Origin of the sequence: Streptomyces sp. RPA4-2, assembly GCF_012273515.2 — a bacterium.
Lineage (GTDB): Bacteria > Actinomycetota > Actinomycetes > Streptomycetales > Streptomycetaceae > Streptomyces > Streptomyces kaempferi.
Window position 1 is genome coordinate 7,482,125 of sequence record NZ_CP050975.2, and the last position, 22,390, is coordinate 7,504,514.

Here is a 22,390-nt window from a genome sequence, read left to right on the forward strand (position 1 = left end):
CCTTCTGCGCGCGGCCGGCGTCCCGGGCCCGGTCGCGGGGCGCTCCATGGGCCGCGGCCAGCTGTATCTTCTGCGCAGAATTTCGGCGTCCGAATTCATTGAATGAAATTCGGGGGAAAGGGCCGGAGTAATTCAGAAAATGGTGTGACTAGCGTGGTCACACCGCCGTCACCCTTTTGATGATTCCGTCATCCATCGCTCTTCCTTAACGTTATGTGTCAAGAACGACGACCCACGAACGAAAGGAAGAGGCGATGGCGGAACCCTTCGTCACCGGGCCGCTCGACACCGACCGGGGGACCGGTACGAGCGCCACGGACGTGCGCACCCGACGGACGGGCACGACCCTGCTCATCACGATCGACCGCCCACGAGCACGTAATTCCGTCAACGCCGAGGTCGCCGCCCTGCTGGCCGGCGCCCTGGACGAACTGGAGGCGGACCCGGGACTCCGGGCCGGCGTGCTGACCGGCGCCGAGGGCACCTTCAGCGCCGGCATGGACCTGAAGGCGGCCCTGCGGGGCGAGTCCCCGAGCATCCCGGGGCGCGGATTCGGCGGCGTGACCGAGGCCGACCGGACGAAGCCGCTGATCGCCGCCGTGGAGGGCTGGGCCATGGGAGGCGGCTTCGAACTGGCCCTCGCCTGCGACCTGATCGTGGCCGCGCAGGACGCGCACTTCGGTCTGCCGGAGGTCAAGCGGGGACTGATCGCCGCCGGCGGGGGAGTGATCCGGCTGCCCCGGCGCATCCCGTACCACCTCGCCATGGAAATGCTGCTGACCGGCGAGCCGGTGAGTGGCCGCCGGGCCGGTGAGCTGGGTCTGGCCAACCGGGTCGTCCCCGCGGGCCAGGCCGTGCCGGAGGCCCTCCTGCTCGCCGAACGCCTGGCGGCGAACGCGCCCCTGGCGCTCGCCGCGGTGAAGGCGGTCGCACGGGCCGCGGACGGCGCACCCGAGGCCGAGGCCTTCGCCGCGCAGCGCACGGTGATGAGCGAGCTGATGGCCACGGCCGACGTCCGGGAGGGCATGACCGCCTTCGCCGAGCGCCGGGCCCCGCAGTGGACGGGGAAGTGACATGCGGATGGTCAAGGAACCGCTGCGCGCCGACATCACCGATGCGGTGGTCAAGGAGGCGTACACCGGCCCCGCCCTGTTCCGGTCCTTCGCCCACGTCCTCGCTTCGCCGGCGGACCTGCCCGGCCTGGAGGCCGTCTCCGCCGGCCACCTCCTCACCGACCCGGCCCTCGCCCCCGTCGAGCCGGTCTGCGACCACCTGAAGGAAGACGCCCAGTGACGCACCCGTTCCGTACCGCCGCCGTGATCGGCGCGGGCACCATCGGACTCTCGTGGACGGCCCTGTTCGCCGCACACGGCCTGAACGTCCATGTCAGCGATCCCCGCCCCGACCTGCCGGAGGCGATCACCGAAGCGCTTGCCGCGTTCGCCCCGCACCTGGCCGCCCAGGGCCTGGACACCGACGGCCTCGCCGACCGCGTACACGTCGCTGCCGACGTCACCGAAGCCGTCCGGCACGCGGACATCGTCCAGGAGAACGGCCCCGAGCGCGTCGAGTTCAAGAAGGAGCTGTTCGCCCGGCTGGTCCGGGAGGCCCCCGGGCACGCGCTGCTGCTCAGCTCGTCGTCGGCGATTCCGGCGACCGCTTTCACCGCGGAACTCGAGGACGCCGGCCGCATCCTCATCGGGCACCCCTTCAACCCGCCCCACCTGCTGCCGCTCGTCGAGGTCGTACCCGGCGAACGCACCACCGAGGAAGCCGTGCGGGCGGCCGTCGACTTCTACACCGCCGTCGGCCGCACCCCCGTCGTCGAACGCCAGGAGATCCCCGGGTTCGTCGGCAACCGGCTCCAGAACGCGCTCAGCCGCCAGGCCGTCCACCTCGTCCAGCAGGGCGTGGTGACCCCCGAGGACCTGGACACCGTGGTGACCCACTCGCTCGGCGTCCGCTGGGCGACGGTCGGGCCGTTCCTCGGCGCGCACCTGGGCGGTGGCCCCGGCGGCTACCGCCACATCACCGAGCACATCGGCTCGACCATGCAGCAGATGCCCCTCGGTGAGCCCTCGCAGGACCCCGAGGACCGGGAACGAGTGATCCAGGCGGTGGAGAGGGCGTACGCCTCCACGCCGTACGCCGACCTCGCCGAAGCCCGCGACCACAGGCAACTCGCCGTCCTGTCCGCCCTGGAAGACATCCGGCGCACTGAGCACACCAAGGAGATCTGAGATGACCACCGTCACCACCCCCACCACCGCCACGACCGTCACCACCCCCACCGTCACCACCCCCACCGTCACCACCCCCACCGCACAGCCGGAGGACCAACTGGCCGCCGACTTCTACCAGTACGAGGCGCTGCTCTCGGACGAGGAGCGCGAGATCCTGCTCAAGGCCCGCGCCTTCCTGCGCAAGGAGATCAAGCCGCTGGTGAACGAGTACTGGGGCAAAGGCGAGTTCCCCTTCGAGATGATCGAGAAGTTCCGCGCCAGCGGACTGGCCGCCCTGGCCTACGAGGGCTACGGCGAGCACAAGCCGGCCGCCAGCCACCTGCTCGGCGGCATGCTCGCCGCCGAGCTGGGCCGTGTCGACGCCTCGACCGCCACCTTCTTCGGCGTCCACAACGGCCTCGGCTTCTACTCGATCTACTACGGCGGCGACCAGGAGCAGCGCGACAGGTTCCTGCCCGCCATGGCCTCGATGGACAAGATCGGCGCCTTCGCCCTGACCGAACCGCTCGGCGGCTCCGACGTCTCCGGCGGCATGCGCACGACCGCCAGGCGCGAGGGCGACGAGTGGATCCTCAACGGCGCCAAGAAGTGGATCGGCAACGCCACCTTCGCCGACTACGTCGTGGTCTTCGCGCGGGACGTCGACGACAACAAGGTCAAGGCCTTCGTCGTCGAGAAGGGCACCCCGGGCTTCCGGCCGGAGAAGATCGAAGGCAAGATCGCGCTGCGGATCGTGCAGAACGCCGAGATCACCCTGACCGACGTCCGCGTGCCGGAAGCCAACCGGCTGCACAACATCAAGGGCTTCCGGGACGTCGCGGAGGTCCTGCGCGTCACCCGCGGCGGAGTCGCCTGGCAGGCCCTGGGTGTCATGATCGGCGCCTATGAACTCGCACTCGACTACGCCAAGGAACGCATAGCCTTCGGCCGCCCGATCGCCAAGTTCCAGATGGTGCAGGACCTGCTGGTCAAGAGCCTGGGCAACATCACCGCCTCCTGGGGCATGCTGGTACAGCTCGCCCGGCTCCAGGACCAGGGCATCTTCCGCGACGAGCAGTCCGCGCTGGCCAAGGAGTACGTCGCGGCCCGCATGCGCGAATCCGTCGCGTGGTGCCGCGAGATCTTCGGCGGCAACGGCATCGTCCTCGACTACGACGTCGCCCGGTTCTTCTCCGACGCCGAGGCCCTCTACTCGTACGAGGGAACCCACCAGATGCAGACCCTCATCGTGGGCAAGTCCATCACCGGCCTCAGCGCCTTCGTGGGGTGACGGCGATGACCACCGAATCCGTCTTCACCGGTCTGAAGGTCCTCGACGTGGCGAGCTTCATCGCGGGACCGGCGGCGGCCACCATGCTCTCCGACTTCGGAGCGGACGTCATCAAGATCGAGCCGCCGGGGGCGGGCGATCCCCAGCGGAGGCTGAGTTCCGTGCCGCCCAGTCCCCGGGCTCAGGCCAACTACGGCTGGCACCTCGCCAACCGCAACAAGCGTGGCATGGTGATCGACCTGAAGTCACCGGCCGCTGTCGGGGTCCTCAAGCGACTCGTCGAGTGGGCCGACGTGGTGATCACCAACTTCCCGCACGGCACGCGCGAGAAGCTGCACCTCGGCTACGAGGAGATCGCGGGCTGGAACCCGCGCGTCGTCTACGCCGACATCACCGGCTTCGGTGACGCGGGCCCCGACGCCCGGCAGCCGGGCTTCGACCTGACCGCCTACTGGTCGCGCAGCGGCCTCCTGGCCTCCACCCGCGACGCGGGAGCCCCGCCGACCGTCCCGGTGTGGGGGAGCGGCGACTACACGACGGCGATCGCCATCTACGCCGCGATCACGACCGCCCTCTACCATCGCGAACGCACCGGACAAGGGGCCGACGTCGGAACGTCGCTGCTCGCCACGGGCGTCTGGGCCACGGGAACACTCGTGGCCGGCGCACTCGCCGGCGGCACACCGTTCGAGCTGCACGACCGGAACGTACCGGTGAACGCGCTGACCAACCCCTACCGGACCGCGGACGGCCGGTGGTTCATGCTGGCCACCTCGTCCGCGCACTGGCCGGCACTGGCGCGGGCCATCGGGCGTCCCGAACTGCGGGCGGATCCTCGTTTCGCGGACATCCAGGGCTTCGCGAAGAACGCCGCCGCGCTGAGCGAACTGCTCGACACCGCGTTCCGCACCCGTCCCTTCGCCCACTGGCAGGACGTCCTGACCCGGGAGCGCATCACCGTCGGCCTCATCCAGACACCGGAGGAGGCCGCGCAGGACCCGCAGCTGCGCGAGAACGACGTCGTCGTGCCCCTGGAAGGGGTCAGCGGGCTGGACTACACCGTCAGCAGCCCGGTCAACCTCCGCGGGGTGCCGAAGGTCCCGGCCAGGCGGGCACCCGACCTGGGCGAGCACAACGACGAGATCCTCGGCGAGCTGGGATTCGGCCCCGCCGAGATCGCCGCGCTGCGCGCGCGGGGAGCGATCCCCGGCACGACCGAAGCCGAAGCGGCGTAATGAGCACGGGAGGCGGCCGGCAGGCGGGGGCGACCCGTCGGCCGCGGTACGGGTCCGTACGCGGGCCCGGACCCTCGGCGGCCTCGCCGGCGCCCACCGCACCGAAGCGGGTGCGGGCGTACGCCCTGCACGCCGTTGCGACAGCTCCCATGCTGGAACCACCACAGCCCCGCTGCCCGATCTCGTCCGTCCCCCGACACCACGCAACCACCCGCAGGAGCACACATGCCTACCCTCGACCGCCAGGACAACGTCTTCGTGCTCGACCTCGGAGACGGTGAGAACCGCTTCCACCCCGACTGGATCGCGTCCGCCCACGCCGCCCTGGACGAGGTGGAGAAGGCAGAAGGACCGCGAGCACTGGTGACCGCAGCGACGGGCAAGTTCTACTCCAACGGCCTGGACCTGGAGTGGCTGTCCGCCCACGCGGACCAGCACGACGACTACATCGTCTCCGTCCACCGCCTCTTCGCCCGCCTGCTGTCCCTACCGATGATCACCGTGGCGGCCCTCCAGGGGCACACCTTCGCCGCCGGCGCGATGCTCTCCCTCGCGCACGACTTCCGCGTCATGCGGAGCGACCGCGGCTTCTGGTGCCTGCCCGAGGCCGACATCAACATTCCCTTCTCTCCCGGCATGTCCGCCCTGATCCAGTCCCGGCTGGCGCCGCAGACCGCGCACGAGGCCATGGTCACCGCCCGCCGCTACGGAGGGTCGGACGCCGCGGCCGCGGGCATCGTCGACCAGGCGGTCGCCGAGGACGTCGTACGGTCCACGGCCGTGGAGATCGCCCAGGCACAGCTGAGCAAGGCCGGCGACACACTCGGCACCATCAAGGCGCGGATGTACGGCTCGGCCCTGGCCTCCCTGCGCGACACGGCGGACCCCCGCGGCTGAGAAACCGTCCCCCCGGCGAGGCGGGTGACCGGGATCGCGCCGCTCCGAGATCCCGCGACCGGCCGCCGGGGCCCCACGGATCCGCCGCGACAGCCACCGCCCCGACGCGCGACGCCTCGGAACCGACTCGTGGATCGGGTTAACGTGTCAGGGTGGAGATGCTGCATCTGCGCTACTTCGTCGCGGTTGCCGAGGAGCTGAACTTTTCCGCGGCGGCCCGCCGGCTCCACATGGCCACGTCACCGCTGAGCCAGCGCATCAAGGACCTGGAGCGGGAGCTCGACCTCCGGCTGTTCGAGCGTGACACGCACAGTGTCACGCTCACGCCGGGCGGAGAGGCGCTGCTCCCGATCGCGCGGGACGTTCTGGAGCGGGTCAATCGCATTCCGTGGCGACTGCGCGAGGTGACACGGTCGGAGCGCGGCACCATGTTCGTGGGCATCCCCTCCGGGCTCCACCCGAGACTGAGAGAGCTCGTCAACACCCTCGCCGAGCGCGCCGACGAGTGGTGCGAACTCCTGCGCTGGCCCGGCACCTCCAAGGCTCTGGTCACCGGCGTGTGCGAGGGGAGGCTGGCGCTCGCGCTGGCCCGGTTGCCGATCAGCGATCCCGCACTGGACATGCTGCCCGTCATGTCCGAACGGCTCGGAGCGATCGTGCCGGCCGACCAGTTCACCGGGCGGGATTCCGTGGCGCTGGCCGAACTGGCCGATCTCAGCTTCGTCGTCGCGCCGCAGGAATTGAGGTTCTCCTACTTCGATCAGCTCGACCGGGAAATCTCGGAGCGGGGGATCAAGAAGCGTATCAAGCTGACCGATTCTGGTTATGGCGGAATCGCCGAAGTGGTTTCCAGCGGGATCGCGTTCTACTTCTCCATGCTCAATGCGGAAAGCCCCATGCACGGCTACGCCTTGGAGAACACGCGGGTCCTGCCGTTCACGGATTTCGAGCCCGTCCTGGACACCGTCCTGATCTGGCGGCGGGACCGGGCCTCCGGTGGTGACCTGGACGACATCGTCGCAGCGGCCCGTGAGGTCTTCGCCGATCCGCTGCACATGTGAGACGTGCGTCATTCGGATTCGATTTCGAAATCGGTGTGACCGCGGCGGTCACACCGATATCAGCAATACGATGATTCCGTTCTCCGTACATCTCCATTAGCGTTCCATGTCAGAGGCAGCCGAGAGATGAAAGGACGCGACAATGGCGGACACACACAGTTCCGGGCCGCTCGACGGCGTACGGGTCATCGACCTCTCGACCGTGGTCATGGGCCCGTACGCGGCCCAGATCCTCGGAGATCTGGGCGCCGATGTCATCAAGATCGAGTCCCCCGCCGACTCCCTGCGCGTGGGCCAGTACCGCAATACGCCCGGCATGACTCCGCTGCACCTCAACGTGAACCGCAACAAGCGCAGCGTGTCCCTCGACCTGAAGGACGAGGCCGAGCACGCGCGGGCCCTCGAGCTCATCCATACCGCCGATGTGCTGATCACCAACATGCGTCCGCGCGCGCTCGCCCGGCTGCATCTGACCTACGAAGACCTCGCCACCGCCGACCCGGGCCTCGTGTACGCACACGCCGCGGGGTTCCGCGGCGACTCCGACCGGGCCGACGCCGCCGCCTACGACGAGACCGTGCAGGCCGCCTCCGGGCTCGTCGACATCGCCGACCGCGCGCTGGGCACGCCGCGCTATCTGCCCAGCATCCTCGCCGACAAGATCTCCGGCCTGACCATCGTCTACAGCGTGCTGGCCGCCCTGGTGCACCGGGACAGGACCGGGCACGGCCAGCAGATAGAGATCCCGATGACCGACACGCTGATCGCGTTCAACCTGGTCGAGCATCTCGCCGGCCACACGTTCGAGGCGGCGACGGGCCCCACGGGCTACCCGCGGTCGCTGTCCGGACAGCACAGGGCGCGGCGTACCAAGGACGGACTGGCCGCCGTGCTCCCGTACACCCCCCACAACTACCGTGACTTCTTCGCCGCCGCCGGCCGCCCCGACCTGGCCGCGGACCCACGCGTCAACGGCCCCACCCTCGACACGGCCGACGCCGACGACCTGTTCGCCCTGGTAGGCGAGTGCACCCCGGCGCTGACCACGGCCGAGTGGGCCGAGGTGTGCGCGAAGCACAGCATCCCGATGAGCCCGGTGCTGGAGCTGGAGCACGCGCACGAGGACCCCTACGTCCGCGACGGCCACCTCCTCGAAACGTTCGCGCACCCCACCGAAGGCCCGCTCCGCACGATCGGGATCCCGGTGAGGTTCTCCGCCACCCCCGGCTCGATCCGACGCCTGGCCCCGGTGCCCGGCCAGGACACCGCGGAGGTCCTCGCCGAGCTCGTGCCGCGGGCTGCCTCCCGCTGAGCGCAGAATCCTGTAGGAGAAGCCATGAGCAGCAACGGCGTGCGCGTGCAGCGGGTCTGTTCGACCCTGCTGGTCACCATCGACCGCCCCCAGGCACGCAACTCGGTGAACGCCGCGGTCGCCGCCGCCCTGGCCGCCGCGCTGGACGAGCTGGAGGCCGACACCGAACTGCGCGCCGGTGTCCTGACCGGAGCGAAGGGCACCTTCAGCGCCGGCACGGACCTCAAGGCCGCACTGAACGGCGAGTCACCGACGATCCCGGGCCGCGGGTTCGGCGGCCTGGCCGAGGCCGACCGTACGAAGCCACTGATCGCCGCGGTGGAGGGGTTCGCGCTGGGCGGCGGACTCGAACTCGCCCTGGCCTGCGACCTGATCGTCGCAGCCGAGGACGCGACGTTCGGCCTGCCCGACGTCGAGCGCGGTCCGATCACCGCCGGAGGCCGCCTGACCCGACTGCCCGAGCGCGTCCCCTACCACCTGGCGCTGGAGGTCCTGCTCACCGGAGAGCCGGTCAGTGGTGCCCGCGCCGAGCGGCTGGGCCTGGCCAACCGGGTCACCGCGCCCGGCGAAGCGGTGGCCGTCGCCCTCGGGCTCGCCGAGCAGCTCGCACGCAACGCCCCGCTCGCACTCGCCGCGGTGAAGAACCTCGTACGGGCCGCCGACGGTGTGCCGGAGGCTGACCTCTTCGCCGTTAAGCGCAAGGAACTTGGCATCTTGACGGCCTCGGCCGACGCACGCGAGGGCATGACCGCCTTCGCCGAGCGCCGCGCCCCGCGGTGGACAGGGAAGTGACGTGAGGACCGACGACGGCGGCCCGTGGGGGGACAGGCGGGCGCGGACGGTGTCGAGGCACCCGAACCCGGGGTGATTCAGCTCGCCCGCCACCCCGTCCACCGGGTGACGAGCACTTCCACCACCTCGCCCGCCGGGGGACGGCCGGTGTACTGGAGCGGGTACTTCTCGGTGAGCAGTTCCGTGTAGCGGGCCGCGTCGGCGGACCGGCCGGCCGGTGGGAGGACCTGGGCGCGGCCGTCGGCGCGGGTCCACCAGAGCTGGTCCCAGTCCTCCTGGTAGTGGTCGGCGAGGAGCGAGACGGCGGGGTTGGCGAGGATGTTGGAGAGCCGTTTGAGGTGGGCCGACCGCTTGGGCTTGTGGTCGACGGCCATGGCCACCGTGTCCCCGGTGACCACGAAGACCACCGGCACCAGGTGCGGGCGGCCGTCGGCGCCGACGGTGGCCAGGCGGGCGACCCGGGACGCCGCGAACCGTTCGCGCGCCTCGGACGCGGTCAGGACGGGCATCAGCGGAAACGGGCGGCGACCTCGGCGAACTGGTCCAGGTGTGCGAGGGTCGCCGGTTCGGGATCGGACGGCAGGTAGAACAGCACGCGCTCCACGTCCAGTTGTGCGTAGCCCTCGACCGCCTCGGGGGTGGCGGGCACACCGTAGACCGTCACCGGGACGGCGCGCCCGGCCATGGCCCGCACCTCCTCGATCTGTGGGGCCAGCACCTCGGGCGGGACGCCGTTGGCGAGCCAGACGTCGCCGAGTTCGGCGACCCGGGGGAAGGCGCCTCTGCCACCGCCGACGAAGAGGGGCGGGTGCGGCTTTTGCACCGGCTTGGGCCAGGAGTAGACGGGGTCGAAGTCGACGAACTCTCCGTGGAACTCGGCCTTCTCCTTGGTCCACAGTTCGAGGATGGCGCGCAGCCGCTCGTTGACGAGCTTGCCCCGGGTGGCGGGGTCGGTGCCGTGGTTGGCCATCTCCTCGCGGTTCCACCCGACGCCGACACCGAAGACGGCCCGGCCGTCGGAGACCAGGTCGAGCGAGGCGACTTCCTTGGCGGTGTGGATCGGGTCGCGCTGCGAGACCAGGGCGATGCCGGTGCCCAGCAGGAGTCGTTCGGTGACGGTGGCCGCGGCGGTCAGCGCCACGAACGGGTCGAGCGTGCGGTAGTAGATGTCGGGAAGTTCCCCGCCCGGGGGGTAGGGAGAGCGGCGGTCGACCGGGATGTGGCTGTGCTCGGCGATGAACAGCGAGTCGAACCCGCGCTCTTCGATGGCGCGCCCGAGGGGCGCCGGCCGGGTGCTCAGATCGGTGATGAAGGTGGAGATCCCGAATTTCACGCGGCTCCTTCGTCGCTGGTTCCCGCTGGTGCCCGGTGGATGGCCCCGGCCCGGTCGTGGCGCCCGGACCCGGATGCCGCCGGTGGCACGGGCTGCCGCTCATTGTCGGCGAGGGGGGCGGGCGGCGGGCGGGTGGCGCGCCGGACCTTGCTCCGACCGCGCGTGACCGCCGAAGCCCGCGGGGGAGCCGACGCGGGAATGTCTGAGGGGCCCATGTGGTTTTCACCTATGTGGTGGTGAAGGGAACTGTGTCCCCGGGCCTCACCTTTTTGCCCATGAGGACGATCGTTCGGCTGAAGCCTCATGGAGCCCTCGCCGCGGAGGCGACCGCCCTTCACGACCACGCTCATGGCTGTGCCCCTTCCGGGGTACGGCGAACAGACGCGTGACGTCGGCGGTGCGCGATCGCTCGTTCGGGCGGCAGCACCGCCTCGGTGTACTCAGCCCGCCTTCTCGGTCCCCTTGTCCGTGGAGCGGCGGTACTCGGCGTTGATGCGCTGCGCTTCCTCGAGCTGGTCCTCAAGAATGATGATGCGGCACGCGGCCTCGACCGGGGTGCCCTTGTCCACGAGCTCGCGGGCGCGCGCGGCGATCCGCAGTTGGTAGCGGGAGTAGCGCCGGTGTCCGCCCTCCGAGCGGAGCGGAGTGATCAGCCGGGCCTCGCCGATGGCTCGGAGGAAGCCGGGGGTGGTGCCGAGCATCTCGGCGGCCCGTCCCATCGTGTACGCGGGGTAGTCGTCGTCGTCCAGACGGCCACTGAGCGGAGTATCTGCTGTCATTTCACCTCGTTGAGCAACGCGTCGAGGGGCCCCGATGCCGTACGGCACCAGGGCCCCGAAGGAAATTCAACACCATCTGTCGGCTCTACTGCTGCGCCGACCGTCTGTTTCCGCTATCCGGCCCCAGGGAGGGGCGGGAGTGCGGGGTTCGAGGATGCGTAACCGGGGACCACCTTCCGTTCCGGGGTCGTGCGGTACCCGGCCGTGTGGTGCTCGGGCCGGGCGATCCTGATGGCGTCCGTTCCTCCGTTCTTCCTCTGCATCCACCGCGTGTCGCTTCGGTACCGCATACGGCCCCTTCGGTTGCGGGCCGTCCACGTGGCGGTCATGTCTACATGAGAAACCTTAGCCATGCTGCCGACCAATGTCTACTCTGGCAAAGGTAGATTTTGGCGTCGGCGTGTCGCAGGTATCTTGGGGTCCGCAGGTCACCAGGATCGCGTTCGCGTCCGATCGGCCGGCGACGCCCATAGAATCGGCTTTCATGTCGAACCCTGACGAGCTGCTCGTGGACATCTCCGCCATGGTGGAGTCCGGGCAAAGCAATCAGATGTCGCTGACCGTGGTCGCCGGCGGAGCCGTCATCACAGGCCGGCTGGCTCCCGAAGCCGTGTGGCGGGAGCGTGTCTCGGAGGTCCTGAAGGACTCCGACCGCCTCGGACCGTTCTCCGACGTCTTCACCGCGCGACGGGCGGAGGGCCGGGCGGATCGTGGCGAGCCGCCCACGCATCTGCACTTCCACCTCGCCCGGATCCTGCAGGGGAACGTCGGGATCCCCGAGACGGGCGGAATGTACCGTGTCGCGATCAAGGACGTCAGCGCCTGGACCGTGGGCGACTTCAGCTACTTCGACCAGTGAGACACCGCGTCGTCGGATCGTCCCCGCGCAGCCGGTAGTTGTCGCCCGGACGGTGGCGCACGACGAGGGCCCGGCCGACATGTGTCGGCCGGGCCCTCGTCGTCGTCCTGGCGGCGGCTACCGTCCGTCGCTTGCGTCAGATGCCTCCGTCGGTCCGCGCGGTCGCGGAGTCCGCACGTCCTCCTGGTGCCGCGGCGCCAGGTCCTCGACTCCTCAGAGTCCCAGCGGGGCCGGGCTGCCGAGCAGTGCCGACGCGTTCTGCAGCGGCGTGAGGACACGGGTGGGCTGTACGGGCTCGTGGCCGCCCTGGCAGGTGAAGCCGAGGCGGGTCATGGCCCGGGTGACCTCCCCGCTGGTGAAGTCGCGGCGGTCCTGACGGGTGATGACCTCGCCCACCTGCTTGACGGGGTAGTGGCGACGACCGATCAGGACGGACTCACCGGTGATCGGCTCGGGCTTGACGCCCTTCATCGAGGCCAGCACCCCGCTCTTGGAGAGGTCGAACGGGAACCTGGCGATGACGCAGCGCATGATGCCTCACAGGGGAACAGGGGGGAGAGGAGGAAGTGGGTCCGGCCGGGTGGGACGGATCAGCGGACGAGGGCGAGAACACCCGGGACGCGGTCGTGCTCGCCGGCGCCGAGGACGTCCCGTACCCGGATCCGGTCCGTGTAGGCGGAGCTGTCGCGGACGGCGGTGAGCTGGGCCCGGGTGATCGCGCCCGTGCACTGCTCGTCCTCGTCGCACAGGAGCAGGTACCCGACACGGGCACTGGCCATGACGGACAGGGCGACCTCGACGGTCATGTCGTCGCCGACCCGCGGTCCGGATACGTCCATGGCGTCGCTCGGAGCCGGGGCGGTGGCGGCGGTGTCCGCCGGGCGTTGCCGCGTCCGAACCGTCGTCAGTGTCAAGGCCAGTGCCAGTGTCAAAGGGTGCCTCCTGCGAAGTGGGGTGAGCTGTCCCGTCACGAAGTGCGACGCCGCCGGTGCCGGTGCCGGTGCCGCGGTATCAGGGCGTGTCGCGAGAGTCCCGCCTGCCCCGCGACGCCTGGCGAGGCCTCAGGCCGCGGAGTCGAGGGCCGACGGCCGCCGTGCCGTACGGCGCGCCGCCTCGCCGGCGGGCCGCCCCTGTCCGGCGCCGCCACGCCGGCCCCGGGACGAGCCGGAGCCCCGGGAGGACGAGCCGCGGGACGCGGAGGAACTCCGGGAGGCGGGACCGCGGCGGGCGCGTTCCGCGACCGGCGCGGTGATGACGACCGGTACGCCCGAGGGAGCCTGAGCGCCCGTGATGCGGCTCAACTCCTCCTCGCCGGAACGTACTTGGGTGGTCCGAGGAGTGATGCCGGCCGCCGCCATCAGCCGGCTCATGTCGCGACGCTGCTGGGGCGTCACCAGGGTGACGACACTGCCGGACTCGCCGGCGCGCGCGGTGCGCCCGCCCCGGTGCAGGTAGTCCTTCGGGTCGCTGGGCGGGTCGACGTTCACGACCAGGTCGAGGTTGTCGACGTGGATCCCGCGTGCCGCGACGTTGGTCGCGACCAGGACCGTCACGTGCCCGGTCTTGAACCGGTCCAGGGTCCGGGTGCGCTGCGGCTGCGACTTGCCCCCGTGCAGGGCCGCGGCGCGGACGCCGCTCTGGAGCAGATGCTCGGTCAGCCGGTCCACGGCGTGCTTGGTGTCCAGGAACATGATCACCCGGCCCTCACGAGCCGCGATCTCGGTCGTCGTCCGCTGCTTGTCCGCGCCGTGCACATGGAGTACGTGGTGCTCCATGGTGGTGACCGCGCCCGCGGACGGGTCCACGGAGTGGACCACGGGGTCGGTGAGATAGCGGCGGACCAGCAGGTCGACGTTGCGGTCCAGGGTGGCGGAGAACAGCATCCGCTGGCCCCCGGGGCGTACTTGGTCGAGCAGCGCGGTGACCTGCGGCATGAAGCCCATGTCGGTCATCTGGTCGGCTTCGTCGAGGACGGTGATGTCGACCTGGTCGAGGCGGCAGTCACCACGGTCGATGAGGTCCTTGAGCCGTCCCGGCGTGGCGACGACGACCTCCGCCCCGCCGCGCAGCGCGCCCGCCTGCCTGCCGATCGACATCCCGCCGACCACGGTGGCCAGTCGCAGCCTGACCGCGCGGGCGTACGGGGTGAGCGCGTCGGTGACCTGCTGGGCGAGTTCGCGGGTGGGCACGAGGACGAGGGCCAGCGGCTGCCGCGGCTCGGCGCGCCGGCCGGCGGTACGGGCCAGCAGGGCGAGGCCGAAGGCGAGGGTCTTGCCCGAACCGGTACGACCGCGGCCGAGCACGTCACGGCCGGCGAGCGAGTTCGGCAGGGTGGCCGCCTGGATCGGGAAGGGTACGGTGACGCCTTCGTGCCCGAGCGCCTCCAACAGCGGGGCGGGCATGGCGAGATCGGCGAAGGCCTCGACGGCGGGCAACGCGGGGGTGATCGTCGCCGGAGGTGCGAACTCGCCCTGCGGGGAGCTCTGTCGGCGGCCCTGGCCCTCGGAGCGTCGCGGACCTCCGGAGCGGCCGGCGGCCGAGGACCCGAAGCGGCTGCCGCCCCTCCCGGAGCCCGAACCTCCGGTGCGGGTACGGGAGTAGCGGTCGTTCGTGCGCGTGCGGTTCATGCGGAACCTTCCTTGATGCGGCGCGTATCAAGGAATTCCCGCAGCAAAGAGCAGCGCAGAGAATCGCAAGAACGAGCCGGGACAGTGCGGAACCGATGCGGTTCCGCCGGGGAATGCTCACGGGAAACTTCGCTCAGTGAAATGGCGCGGTTCCGGTGGCGGGGCCCGGGCACTCCATGAAGAGGGCGGATATCCGCACCCGGAGTGTCGACGGGGCATTCCCGTGGGTCGGGGGGTGAATCCTCTGCGTCATGCCGCGGGTGAGAACGCCGCGGTCCGGCGGAGGGACCGTGCCCGAAAACGGCGCGAGCCGGGGCCCGCACCCCATGGTGCGGGCCCCAGCTGCGAAGTACGTGAGGCGTCAGGCCGGAACGATGTTCTCGGCCGTCGGGCCCTTCTGGCCCTGAGCGATGTCGAAGGACACCTTCTGGCCTTCCTGGAGCTCACGGAAGCCCTGGGCGGCGATGTTCGAGTAGTGGGCGAAGACGTCGGCGCCGCCGCCGTCCTGCTCGATGAAGCCGAAGCCCTTTTCCGCGTTGAACCACTTCACGGTACCGGTGGCCATGTAGATCTCCTTCGGGGCGGTGTTCGGAATGCGCGGTGTGCGGACTCCGCGTCGCCGTGATGATCACCCCGCCGGAATAATGAATCCGGAGATAAAAAGGAGCTCCACCGGCATGAAAGACGGTGAGGGCACTCGCAAGTTTTAGGGAACCACAACTGCAACTGACATCGACAGTAGCACGGTGCGATCGATCATGTGCGGTGGATAACTCTGCTCCGCCTGTCGGGCGAGGAATCTTCCTTGTGCGTCATATTCATTTCTCACTTCGCGGTCACAGATATTGTGCGCCGGACGGCGTCCCCGCGCCGGGCCCAGGGCCCCGGACGCGGGGCGACCGCGGCCGCATGTGCGGTGACTACGGCCCGACGTGGATGTAGGGAGCCCACAGACTGGGGTTCTCCCGGACCCCCTCGACGTTCTCGCGGATCTCGCGCACCGCCTCGCGCAGCGCGTGTGCCGTGTGCCCGGGGAAGGGGTGGGAGGGGTCGAAGGCCGCGTAGAACCGCTCGCTCACCTCCCATGAGGTGTCGTCCGCGACCGCCCACAGGGTTCCGACGACATGGGTGAACCCGGCCATGTGGAACGCTCCGGTGATGTGCAGCGCCTCGTCGGCGAACTCCCTGCGCCCGCTCGTGGTCTCGCACGCGGAGAGATAGGCCAGTTCCGCTTCGGGGAGCCGGAGCCGGGCGATGTCGGAGAGGGTGAGCGGAGCCGTCGCGTGGTCGTGCAGCACCACGTGACCGGCCGCCGCTCCGGAGAGCGCGCCGACGGCGTGACACGCGAAGTGCGCCCACGCGTGGCGGGGGAGCGCGTCCAGCACGGACCGCCGCACCGCGTCCTCGGCCAGGAGCAGACGGGCGCCCGGACGTCGGGCCAGCCGAGTCGCCTCCTCCCGTACGCCTTCCAGCGCCGGGGAACCGGAGCCCGGCGCCTCGGCGACGGCGACGATCAGCGGGGCGGTGGGCTCGGCCCGGACCGGGGCCGGGCGTTCGGCCTCGCGCCGCCGGGCGCGCACGAGACCGTTGACGGTCGGGGCGTAGGAGCAGACCGCGCGGTCGAGCAGACTGTCCCCGTCCTCCTCGTGCCGGCCGGCCGCGTGCAGGGGCAGTGCGGTGAGCGGGCCCGTGGGAACCCACCACAGGCGGCCCGGTCCTCCCGCGGAATCCTCCCCGGGCCATCCCCAGCCGGCGAGCGCGTCCAGAACCGGTTCGGCCAGGGCGGTCCACAGCCATCCGAGCGTCTCCCGGACCTCTGCCTGCGCGTCCCGCTGCGCGGACAGGGGCAGGGTGTGGTCGCCGGTCGCCCGGATCGCGGCGAGGAAGGCGTCCGCCCGCCGTTCCGCCTCCGCGTGACGCAGCCCCTCCAGCCGTACGGGCCGCACGCGCCCCCGGTGCAGGACGAGCGCGTCGCAGCGCAGCGGGCTGACGTTGACGACGACGACCGGGCCCGTGTCCCCGATCCCGGCGAGCATCTCCTCCGTGCGGGGGAGCCGCAGGAAGTCCTCGCAGCCCGGCACCCGCCGGATCGCCTCCACGAGCCGCTCCCATCGCTCGGCGAGGGCATGCCGGTCCTCGCCCGTCAACGGGTCCTCCGCCGTGGGGTCGTTCGCCCCTCCCGGCTCCGACGAGGTGAAGACGGCGGCCTCGGGACGGTCGAGCTGCGGGAGCAACCGCCGCCACTCGGAGGCGAGTTCGCCGGGCACCCGGTTCAGCAGCTCCGAGGTCTCCGTGCGGGCGTCGAGCGCCTGTCCGAGCAGCACGCCGCGGCCCTGCTCGAGGAGCCGCAGGGCCAACTCGGCACCAGAGGCTTCCGCGCGGGCCGCATCCGGTTCCGCGCCGGCTGCCGTCGCGCCGACCGCTTCCGGTTTTGCCGCGGCCGGTTTCGCGCGGGCCGCTCCTGTGTGGGCTGCTGCCGTGCCGGGCGGCCGGGCGTCGGCGAGATCCAGCGCACACGCGGCCGCGTCGCAGGCGAGACCCGCGAAGTCGCCCAACTGGCGTGCGCGGTCCATGCGTCCGACACGGTACGAGGCCGTACGCGGCAGCAGCTCGACCGCGAGCCGGTACGGTTCCATCGCCGCGGCCCGTCCGTACGCCGGTGAACCCCCGCCGCCGTCGAGGACACTCAGCGCCCACAGCCGCGCACAGCCCACCCGGACGCTCACGTCCATGGCCGGATCGCGCGCGGCCCGCCGGTACAGCGCGATCGCCGCGTCCCGGGCCCGTGCGTCGTCGTCGGTCATCGCCTTCGTGGCCAGGGCCGATCCGTGGTGGAGCAGGGCGAGTCCGCGCAGCGCATGCCCTTCGGGGGTGGCGGCGTACGCCTGACCGGTGGCCCGGATCCACGCGCGCAGGGCCCGTCGCTCGCGTCGCGCCGGACGGCCACGGGCCCCGGCGCCCGCCGGCGTCCCGCCGGCATCGAGGCGCCCGGCCGTACCGGAACCGCCGGGGTCCGTGATGTCGAGGCCGGTGGCCCGGCGGCCGGCGCGGACGAGTTCCAGGCGGCGCACGGTCGCCAGTACCGCGTTGCGCTGCACGAGGTTGGGATGTCCGGCCGGGGTGGCGGCGACCGCACGCCGGGCGGCACGGGCGGCCTCGCGCAGGTCGGCGGGGTCCGAACGGGCCGTGTGCCGGTCGGTCAGGACCAGGGCGAGGTTCGACAGGAACCGCGGATACAGCCGGTGGCGCCGGGAGACTCCGGCGAGCACCTCCCGTGCCAGCGCCGCGGCTTCGTCGAGCGCCTCCGGGGCGCCGTCGGGGGACCAGCGGTGATGATGGCGGAGGGCCTCGGCGAGGCTGGAGCGGGCCCAGACACCCTCGTCCCTTCCCGGTTCGGTACAGGCCACCGCCTCCCGGAAGCTGGTCACGGCCTCGGCGAGCGCGCTGGAATCACCGTGCAGCTGGAAGAGGCTGAGCAGTGCGTCGCCCAGGCTGTTGAGACGGTTGGAGCGCGACGGGCCCCGGGACGGCGTCGAGACCAGGGCCGTCCTGACGGCGTCGACGGAGGCGCCCAGGTCCCGTGCGTCGCGGGTGCGCAGCCAGCGCAGCCGCAACGCGCCGGACAGGTTCGTCCAGTAGGACGGCGTGGTGACGGTGACTTCCGCTCCGTAGGGGGCCAGGGCCTCACGGAACAGGGTGATGGCTCCGTCCAGGTCGTCCGGCTCCCCGAACCGCTCGTAGCGGGACCAGAGCACCATCCCGACGCCGTTCATGGCGGCGCTGCGCAGGTCGATGTTCTCTGCCCTCGTCAGCAGCGCGTCGAAGAGCACCAGGGCGCGTTCCAGATCGGAGAGGCGGCCGGCGCGCTCGTAGCGGGCGAGCGCTTCCTCGGCACCCCCGAGGACGGCCAGCAACTGCTCGTACCCGGGCGTGCCGAACAGGTCGTACGGGGTGGCCATCAGCGTGCGGGCCGGCCCGGGGATCCCGGAGCGTCGTCCTCGTCACTCCGCTCCCGGATGCGCCGGGCCATCGCCTCGCCCATCGGACCGTTCCGCTCGAACCACGCGGCGGCCTCCTCGCCCCGCCCGAGCGAGAGCAGGGTCAGGGCCAGGTTGGCCGTGGCGTCCTGATGGCCGGCCTCCGCCGCCGGGGTGAGTACTTCGACGGCCTCCTCGAGGCGTCCGTCGATCCGTAACTTGACGCCGTACTGGTTCAGGGCCTGTGGGGATCCGGTCTCGGCCGCCCGGCGCAGCTCGGCCTCCGACGGCATCGCGCGGAAGGTGAACCGCGCTCCGCCCGATCCGCCCTGCTCCGCCCCGCGTCCTCGTGCGCGTCGACGCCAGAACATCGGCATCACCCCCCGTGATCGTCGGTGAGCGCCCAGTATCCTCGCAACTCGGTTGTCGTGCAGGGAGGTTGCGCGGATGGGTGACACCGGCAGCGGTGACGGGAGCGGGAGGGCCATGGCGATGCGGTCCGACGTCTGCGCCCGGCTGGACGAGATCCGGGACGTCGTTCCCGCCGCCCACGGGCCGGAGTTGGAGGAGATCCTCGCGTCGTTGCGGGGCGGCGGCGATCCGGCGGGCCCGCAGGCGGAGCTGCACGGGCTGCTGCGCCGCAGCGGGGTGGCGGCCGGCCTGCGAGACTTCCGGGGCGCGGGGATCGGCGGGCTCCCGGCGGCCGTCGAGGGACACCCCGTGGTGGAGGCGTACGTCTGTCCGCGCGAGCGGTGCGACCGGCGGAGCCCGGCCCGCAACCAACCGGTGCCGCCCGTCTGCCGGTTGTACGGCGAGCCGCTGTGCCGGCGCAGGGTCTCGTGAACGCCGTCCTCGCCGAACTGGGCAAGAACCTCGCCGCGCGCTGGCTCACCCACCTGGTGCCCTCGGGCCTGTTGTTCCTGGCGGTCGCCGGGGCCGGGCGGCTGCTCGGTCAGGCGCACTGGTACGACGTCGGGCGGGTCACCCGGGCGCTCGACGAGCTGGCCGGGCACCCGGCGAGCCGGTCGACCGGAGGGGTGGTGCTGGCGGCCTCCGCGACGGTGGTCGCCTCGGCCGGACTGGGTCTCGCCGCCCAGGCCCTGGGCGGTGTGGTGGAGCGGTGCTGGACGGGGGACTGGCCGGGGCCCGCGAGGATGCCGGGGCGTCTGCTGGCCGAGCGCAGGCGGCGGAGGTGGCGGGCGGCCGAGGACGCCTACGCCCGGGTGGAGGCGCGCGCCGTCGAGCTGGGGGCGCCGCTCGACCCCGGTACCACCGCCGACCTGGCGCGCCACGCGGCGGCCCGTAACCGGATCTCCCTGGAGGAGCCCGTCCACCCGTGCTGGATCGGCGACCGGGTGCGCGCGCTGGACCTGCGGATCCACCGGGCGTACCGGCTCGACCTGGACTCGGCGTGGTCCCGGCTCTGGCTCGTCCTGTCCGGCGACACCCGCACCGAACTGCGCGGCGCGCGTGACGTCTACGACGCGGCCGTCCGGCTGGCCGCCTGGAGCGGGCCCTACCTGGTGGTCGCCGTCTGGTGGTGGCCGGCCGCGCTGATCGCGGTGGGCCTGGCGGCCGTCGGCCTGCGCCGGGGGCGGGCCGCCATGGACGCGTTCGCCGAGCTGGTGGAGTCCGCGGTCGATCTGCACGGCCGTGAACTGGCCCTCGCGCTGGGTGTGTCCTGCCCGGACCGGCTGGACCGGGAGGCCGGTTCGGAGATCACCGCCATCCTGCGCAAGGGCGTCTGAGGCTCGGCTCCGGCGCGGGAGGCCGGGGCGCCGCTGTTCGCATCACGGACTCCTGTCGGCCACACGAGCGCCACGGGGTCTTCCCCGGCGTTCGTTCCTCTTGGAACACTCCCCTCGCGCAGGTCTCATCCAACGCACCACGTCAGGACAAGAGGTCACCCAGCCATGCCTCAAGCGAACCGACGCCGATTCCTCCAACTCGCCGGTGGCACGGCGGCGTTCACCGCGCTGTCGAACAGCATCGAGCGTGCTGCCGCGCTGCCCGCGCATCACGCGTCCGGCACGATCGACGACGTCGAGCACATCGTCGTGCTGATGCAGGAGAACCGGTCCTTCGACCACTACTTCGGGTCGCTGAGAGGTGTCCGGGGGTTCGGGGACCCGCGTCCGGTCACCCAGCCGAACGGCAAGTCGGTCTGGCACCAGTCGGACGGCACCAAGGACGTGCTCCCCTTCCGGCCCGACGCCGACGACCTGGGCCTGCAGTTCATCCAGGACCTGCCGCACGGCTGGAGCGACGGCCACACCGCCTTCAACCAAGGCAGGTACGACAAGTGGGTGCCCGCCAAGTCGTCGACGACGATGGCGTACCTGACGCGTGAGGACATCCCGTTCCACTACGCGCTCGCCGACGCGTTCACCATCTGTGACGCCTACCACTGCTCGTTCATCGGCTCCACCGACCCCAACCGCTACTACATGTGGACGGGGTACACGGGCAACGACGGCAAGGGCGGCGGCCCGGTCCTCGGCAACGACGAGGCTGGGTACGACTGGACGACGTACCCGGAGCGGCTGGAAGCGGCCGGGGTGTCGTGGAAGATCTACCAGGACGTCGGCGACGGCCTTGACGCGAACGGCTCCTGGGGCTGGATCCCGGACGCCTACCGGGGCAACTACGGCGACAACTCGCTGCTGTACTTCAACCAGTACCGCGACGCCAAGCCCGGCGACCCGCTCTACGACAAGGCGCGTACCGGCACCGACGCCCGCAAGGGCGAGGGCTTCTTCGACCAGCTCAAGGCGGACGTGAAGGGCGGGAAGCTGCCCGAGGTCTCCTGGGTCGTCGCACCCGAGGCGTTCACCGAGCACCCCAACTGGCCCGCGAACTACGGTGCCTGGTACATCTCGCAGGTACTGGACGCGCTCACCTCCGACCCCAAGGTGTGGGCGAAGACGGCCCTGTTCATCACATACGACGAGAACGACGGCTTCTTCGACCACCTGGTGCCGCCCTTCCCGCCACAGTCCGCCGCGCAGGGCAGGTCGACGGTCGACGTCGGCCCGGACCTGTACAAGGGCGACGCCGGCCACGCCGCCGGGCCCTACGGACTGGGCCAGCGGGTGCCGATGCTGGTCGTCTCGCCCTGGAGCAAGGGCGGATACGTCTGTTCCGAGACGCTCGACCACACGTCGATCATCCGGTTCATGGAGCGTCGCTTCGGCGTGCACGAGCCCAACATCTCGCCCTGGCGCCGCGCGATCAGCGGCGACCTCACCGCCGCCTTCGACTTCTCCCGCAAGGACACCAAGCCGGTCGCGCTGCCGGACACCGACGGCTATCTGCCGCCGGACCACGACCGTCACCCCGACTATGTGCCGACGCCGCCCGCCCACCCCGTACTGCCCAGGCAGGAGCGTGGCTCGCGCCCGGCCCGCCCGCTCAAGTACGCGCCCCTGGTGGACGGTTCGGCGGATCCGGCGGCCGGGAAGTTCACGCTCACCTTCGGCTCCGGTGCCAAGGCCGGTGCCGCTTTCCTCGTCACCTCCGGCAACCGCACCGACGGCCCCTGGACGTACACCGCCGAGGCGGGAAAGACGGTGTCGGACACCTGGAACTCGGCGTACTCGAACGGCTCGTACGACCTGACGGTGCACGGTCCGAACGGCTTCCTGCGTGTCTTCAAGGGCCCCGGCAAGGCCGCGGGACCCGAGGTCACCGCGCGCCACGTCGGCGCGGACGTGGAGCTGACCTTCACCAACAGGGGTGCGGGCACGGTCGATCTGAAGCTCACCGACGGCTACGGAAGGCGGCCCCGTTCGTTCAAGGTGCGGCCGGGCGCGACGGTGCGGCACCGGGTGGATCTGCGGGCGAGCCAGCGCTGGTACGACCTGACCGTCGAATCCGCCGCGCACACGGGCTTCTCACGGCGGTTTGCCGGACATGTCGAGAACGGCCGTCCGGGTGTGAGCGACCCCGCCATCGTCACCGGCTGATGGCTGTCGGGACAGGGGACAATTTCCGGCCGATGCGAGG

22 protein-coding genes are annotated in these 22,390 nt (G+C 71.2%); 13 read left to right on the forward strand and 9 right to left on the reverse strand.

The genetic code is table 11. From position 1 onward, the window contains the following. Nucleotides 1-254 precede the first annotated feature (254 nt). The 9 genes from HEP85_RS32685 (at nt 255) to HEP85_RS32725 (ending at nt 8,810) form a co-directional block, all read left to right on the forward strand. Nucleotides 255-1,073 carry a crotonase/enoyl-CoA hydratase family protein gene (locus HEP85_RS32685; protein WP_168531085.1) on the forward strand — a complete coding sequence of 273 codons (819 nt, stop codon included), beginning with the start codon at nt 255-257 and terminating at the stop codon, nt 1,071-1,073. A 1-nt stretch (nt 1,074) separates the two neighbouring features. Further along, nucleotides 1,075-1,293 (forward strand): hypothetical protein, encoded by a 219-nt coding sequence (locus HEP85_RS32690; protein ID WP_168531086.1) that lies wholly within the window; start codon nt 1,075-1,077, stop codon nt 1,291-1,293. Beyond that, nucleotides 1,290-2,240 carry a 3-hydroxyacyl-CoA dehydrogenase NAD-binding domain-containing protein gene (locus HEP85_RS32695; RefSeq protein WP_168531087.1) on the forward strand — a complete coding sequence of 317 codons (951 nt, stop codon included), beginning with the start codon at nt 1,290-1,292 and terminating at the stop codon, nt 2,238-2,240. Before HEP85_RS32690 ends, HEP85_RS32695 begins: the two co-directional genes overlap by 4 nt. A gap of 1 nt (nt 2,241) precedes the next feature. Beyond that, a complete protein-coding gene (locus tag HEP85_RS32700) occupies nt 2,242-3,513 on the forward strand; it encodes an acyl-CoA dehydrogenase family protein (protein ID WP_168531088.1) in 1,272 nt (423 codons plus the stop codon). A gap of 5 nt (nt 3,514-3,518) precedes the next feature. Next, the gene (locus tag HEP85_RS32705; RefSeq protein WP_369657937.1) at nt 3,519-4,748 is read left to right on the forward strand and encodes a CaiB/BaiF CoA transferase family protein; all 1,230 of its coding nucleotides are present in this window, start codon (nt 3,519-3,521) and stop codon (nt 4,746-4,748) included. A gap of 225 nt (nt 4,749-4,973) precedes the next feature. After that, nucleotides 4,974-5,645, forward strand: a complete 672-nt coding sequence (locus HEP85_RS32710) for an enoyl-CoA hydratase-related protein (protein ID WP_168531090.1) — start codon at nt 4,974-4,976, stop codon at nt 5,643-5,645. 158 nt (nt 5,646-5,803) lie between these two features. Next, nucleotides 5,804-6,706: a LysR family transcriptional regulator gene (locus tag HEP85_RS32715; RefSeq protein ID WP_248002153.1), complete on the forward strand. Its 903-nt coding sequence runs from the start codon at nt 5,804-5,806 to the stop codon at nt 6,704-6,706. 142 nt (nt 6,707-6,848) lie between these two features. Continuing rightward, complete coding sequence (locus HEP85_RS32720; protein ID WP_168531092.1) at nt 6,849-8,018, forward strand: CaiB/BaiF CoA-transferase family protein; 1,170 nt, start codon at nt 6,849-6,851, stop codon at nt 8,016-8,018. A gap of 24 nt (nt 8,019-8,042) precedes the next feature. Further along, nucleotides 8,043-8,810 (forward strand): crotonase/enoyl-CoA hydratase family protein, encoded by a 768-nt coding sequence (locus HEP85_RS32725; protein ID WP_168531093.1) that lies wholly within the window; start codon nt 8,043-8,045, stop codon nt 8,808-8,810. A gap of 77 nt (nt 8,811-8,887) precedes the next feature. On the opposite strand, the gene HEP85_RS32730 is transcribed toward HEP85_RS32725, so the two are convergent. The 3 genes from HEP85_RS32730 to HEP85_RS32740 all read right to left on the reverse strand — a co-directional run bounded on the left by HEP85_RS32730 (nt 8,888) and on the right by HEP85_RS32740 (nt 10,922). After that, nucleotides 8,888-9,319 carry a TIGR03668 family PPOX class F420-dependent oxidoreductase gene (locus HEP85_RS32730; RefSeq protein WP_168531094.1) on the reverse strand — a complete coding sequence of 144 codons (432 nt, stop codon included), beginning with the start codon at nt 9,317-9,319 and terminating at the stop codon, nt 8,888-8,890. After that, complete coding sequence (locus HEP85_RS32735) at nt 9,319-10,143, reverse strand: LLM class F420-dependent oxidoreductase (protein WP_168531095.1); 825 nt, start codon at nt 10,141-10,143, stop codon at nt 9,319-9,321. Before HEP85_RS32735 ends, HEP85_RS32730 begins: the two co-directional genes overlap by 1 nt. Nucleotides 10,144-10,583: 440 nt before the next feature. Then, nucleotides 10,584-10,922, reverse strand: a complete 339-nt coding sequence (locus tag HEP85_RS32740; protein WP_168531096.1) for a MerR family transcriptional regulator — start codon at nt 10,920-10,922, stop codon at nt 10,584-10,586. Nucleotides 10,923-11,406: 484 nt separating this feature from the next. Between HEP85_RS32740 and HEP85_RS32745 the strand changes: the two genes are divergently transcribed. Then, nucleotides 11,407-11,781: a hypothetical protein gene (locus tag HEP85_RS32745; RefSeq protein WP_168531097.1), complete on the forward strand. Its 375-nt coding sequence runs from the start codon at nt 11,407-11,409 to the stop codon at nt 11,779-11,781. 213 nt (nt 11,782-11,994) lie between these two features. On the opposite strand, the gene HEP85_RS32750 is transcribed toward HEP85_RS32745, so the two are convergent. The 6 genes from HEP85_RS32750 to HEP85_RS32775 form a co-directional block, all read right to left on the reverse strand. Next, entirely contained in the window at nt 11,995-12,312 is a 318-nt protein-coding gene (locus tag HEP85_RS32750; protein WP_168531098.1) for an SCO5918 family protein, read from the reverse strand. Between the two features lie 59 nt (nt 12,313-12,371). Further along, nucleotides 12,372-12,620: a hypothetical protein gene (locus HEP85_RS32755; protein WP_248002540.1), complete on the reverse strand. Its 249-nt coding sequence runs from the start codon at nt 12,618-12,620 to the stop codon at nt 12,372-12,374. Nucleotides 12,621-12,842: 222 nt separating this feature from the next. Next, complete coding sequence (locus HEP85_RS32760) at nt 12,843-14,408, reverse strand: DEAD/DEAH box helicase (protein WP_329291758.1); 1,566 nt, start codon at nt 14,406-14,408, stop codon at nt 12,843-12,845. Nucleotides 14,409-14,769: 361 nt separating this feature from the next. After that, nucleotides 14,770-14,973 (reverse strand): cold-shock protein, encoded by a 204-nt coding sequence (locus HEP85_RS32765; RefSeq protein ID WP_030224351.1) that lies wholly within the window; start codon nt 14,971-14,973, stop codon nt 14,770-14,772. Between the two features lie 355 nt (nt 14,974-15,328). After that, a complete protein-coding gene (locus tag HEP85_RS32770) occupies nt 15,329-18,367 on the reverse strand; it encodes a CHAT domain-containing protein (RefSeq protein WP_369657938.1) in 3,039 nt (1,012 codons plus the stop codon). Then, on the reverse strand, nt 18,367-18,678 hold the full coding sequence (locus HEP85_RS32775) for a hypothetical protein (protein ID WP_168531100.1): 312 nt from the start codon (nt 18,676-18,678) through the stop codon (nt 18,367-18,369). The genes HEP85_RS32770 and HEP85_RS32775 overlap by 1 nt, the downstream gene beginning before the upstream one ends. Nucleotides 18,679-18,832: 154 nt before the next feature. Between HEP85_RS32775 and HEP85_RS32780 the strand changes: the two genes are divergently transcribed. The 3 genes from HEP85_RS32780 to HEP85_RS32790 all read left to right on the forward strand — a co-directional run bounded on the left by HEP85_RS32780 (nt 18,833) and on the right by HEP85_RS32790 (nt 22,350). Then, on the forward strand, nt 18,833-19,228 hold the full coding sequence (locus HEP85_RS32780) for a hypothetical protein (protein WP_369657939.1): 396 nt from the start codon (nt 18,833-18,835) through the stop codon (nt 19,226-19,228). Beyond that, nucleotides 19,207-20,133: a hypothetical protein gene (locus HEP85_RS32785; RefSeq protein WP_329291764.1), complete on the forward strand. Its 927-nt coding sequence runs from the start codon at nt 19,207-19,209 to the stop codon at nt 20,131-20,133. The genes HEP85_RS32780 and HEP85_RS32785 overlap by 22 nt, the downstream gene beginning before the upstream one ends. Nucleotides 20,134-20,298: 165 nt before the next feature. Further along, nucleotides 20,299-22,350 (forward strand): phosphocholine-specific phospholipase C, encoded by a 2,052-nt coding sequence (locus HEP85_RS32790; protein WP_168531102.1) that lies wholly within the window; start codon nt 20,299-20,301, stop codon nt 22,348-22,350. Nucleotides 22,351-22,390 lie beyond the last annotated feature (40 nt).

Bases quoted from the DNA above. Each gene is read 5' to 3' on its own strand.
- HEP85_RS32685 (WP_168531085.1), top strand. From the start codon at position 255: ATGGCGGAACCCTTCGTCACCGGGCCGCTCGACACCGACCGGGGGACC.
- HEP85_RS32690 (WP_168531086.1), top strand. From the start codon at position 1,075: ATGCGGATGGTCAAGGAACCGCTGCGCGCCGACATCACCGATGCGGTG.
- HEP85_RS32700 (WP_168531088.1), top strand. From the start codon at position 2,242: ATGACCACCGTCACCACCCCCACCACCGCCACGACCGTCACCACCCCC.
- HEP85_RS32705 (WP_369657937.1), top strand. From the start codon at position 3,519: ATGACCACCGAATCCGTCTTCACCGGTCTGAAGGTCCTCGACGTGGCG.
- HEP85_RS32710 (WP_168531090.1), top strand. From the start codon at position 4,974: ATGCCTACCCTCGACCGCCAGGACAACGTCTTCGTGCTCGACCTCGGA.
- HEP85_RS32715 (WP_248002153.1), top strand. From the start codon at position 5,804: ATGCTGCATCTGCGCTACTTCGTCGCGGTTGCCGAGGAGCTGAACTTT.
- HEP85_RS32720 (WP_168531092.1), top strand. From the start codon at position 6,849: ATGGCGGACACACACAGTTCCGGGCCGCTCGACGGCGTACGGGTCATC.
- HEP85_RS32725 (WP_168531093.1), top strand. From the start codon at position 8,043: ATGAGCAGCAACGGCGTGCGCGTGCAGCGGGTCTGTTCGACCCTGCTG.
- HEP85_RS32730 (WP_168531094.1), bottom strand. From the start codon at position 9,319: ATGCCCGTCCTGACCGCGTCCGAGGCGCGCGAACGGTTCGCGGCGTCC.
- HEP85_RS32740 (WP_168531096.1), bottom strand. From the start codon at position 10,922: ATGACAGCAGATACTCCGCTCAGTGGCCGTCTGGACGACGACGACTAC.
- HEP85_RS32745 (WP_168531097.1), top strand. From the start codon at position 11,407: ATGTCGAACCCTGACGAGCTGCTCGTGGACATCTCCGCCATGGTGGAG.
- HEP85_RS32750 (WP_168531098.1), bottom strand. From the start codon at position 12,312: ATGCGCTGCGTCATCGCCAGGTTCCCGTTCGACCTCTCCAAGAGCGGG.
- HEP85_RS32755 (WP_248002540.1), bottom strand. From the start codon at position 12,620: ATGGACGTATCCGGACCGCGGGTCGGCGACGACATGACCGTCGAGGTC.
- HEP85_RS32760 (WP_329291758.1), bottom strand. From the start codon at position 14,408: ATGAACCGCACGCGCACGAACGACCGCTACTCCCGTACCCGCACCGGA.
- HEP85_RS32765 (WP_030224351.1), bottom strand. From the start codon at position 14,973: ATGGCCACCGGTACCGTGAAGTGGTTCAACGCGGAAAAGGGCTTCGGC.
- HEP85_RS32770 (WP_369657938.1), bottom strand. From the start codon at position 18,367: ATGGCCACCCCGTACGACCTGTTCGGCACGCCCGGGTACGAGCAGTTG.
- HEP85_RS32775 (WP_168531100.1), bottom strand. From the start codon at position 18,678: ATGCCGTCGGAGGCCGAGCTGCGCCGGGCGGCCGAGACCGGATCCCCA.
- HEP85_RS32780 (WP_369657939.1), top strand. From the start codon at position 18,833: ATGGGTGACACCGGCAGCGGTGACGGGAGCGGGAGGGCCATGGCGATG.
- HEP85_RS32790 (WP_168531102.1), top strand. From the start codon at position 20,299: ATGCCTCAAGCGAACCGACGCCGATTCCTCCAACTCGCCGGTGGCACG.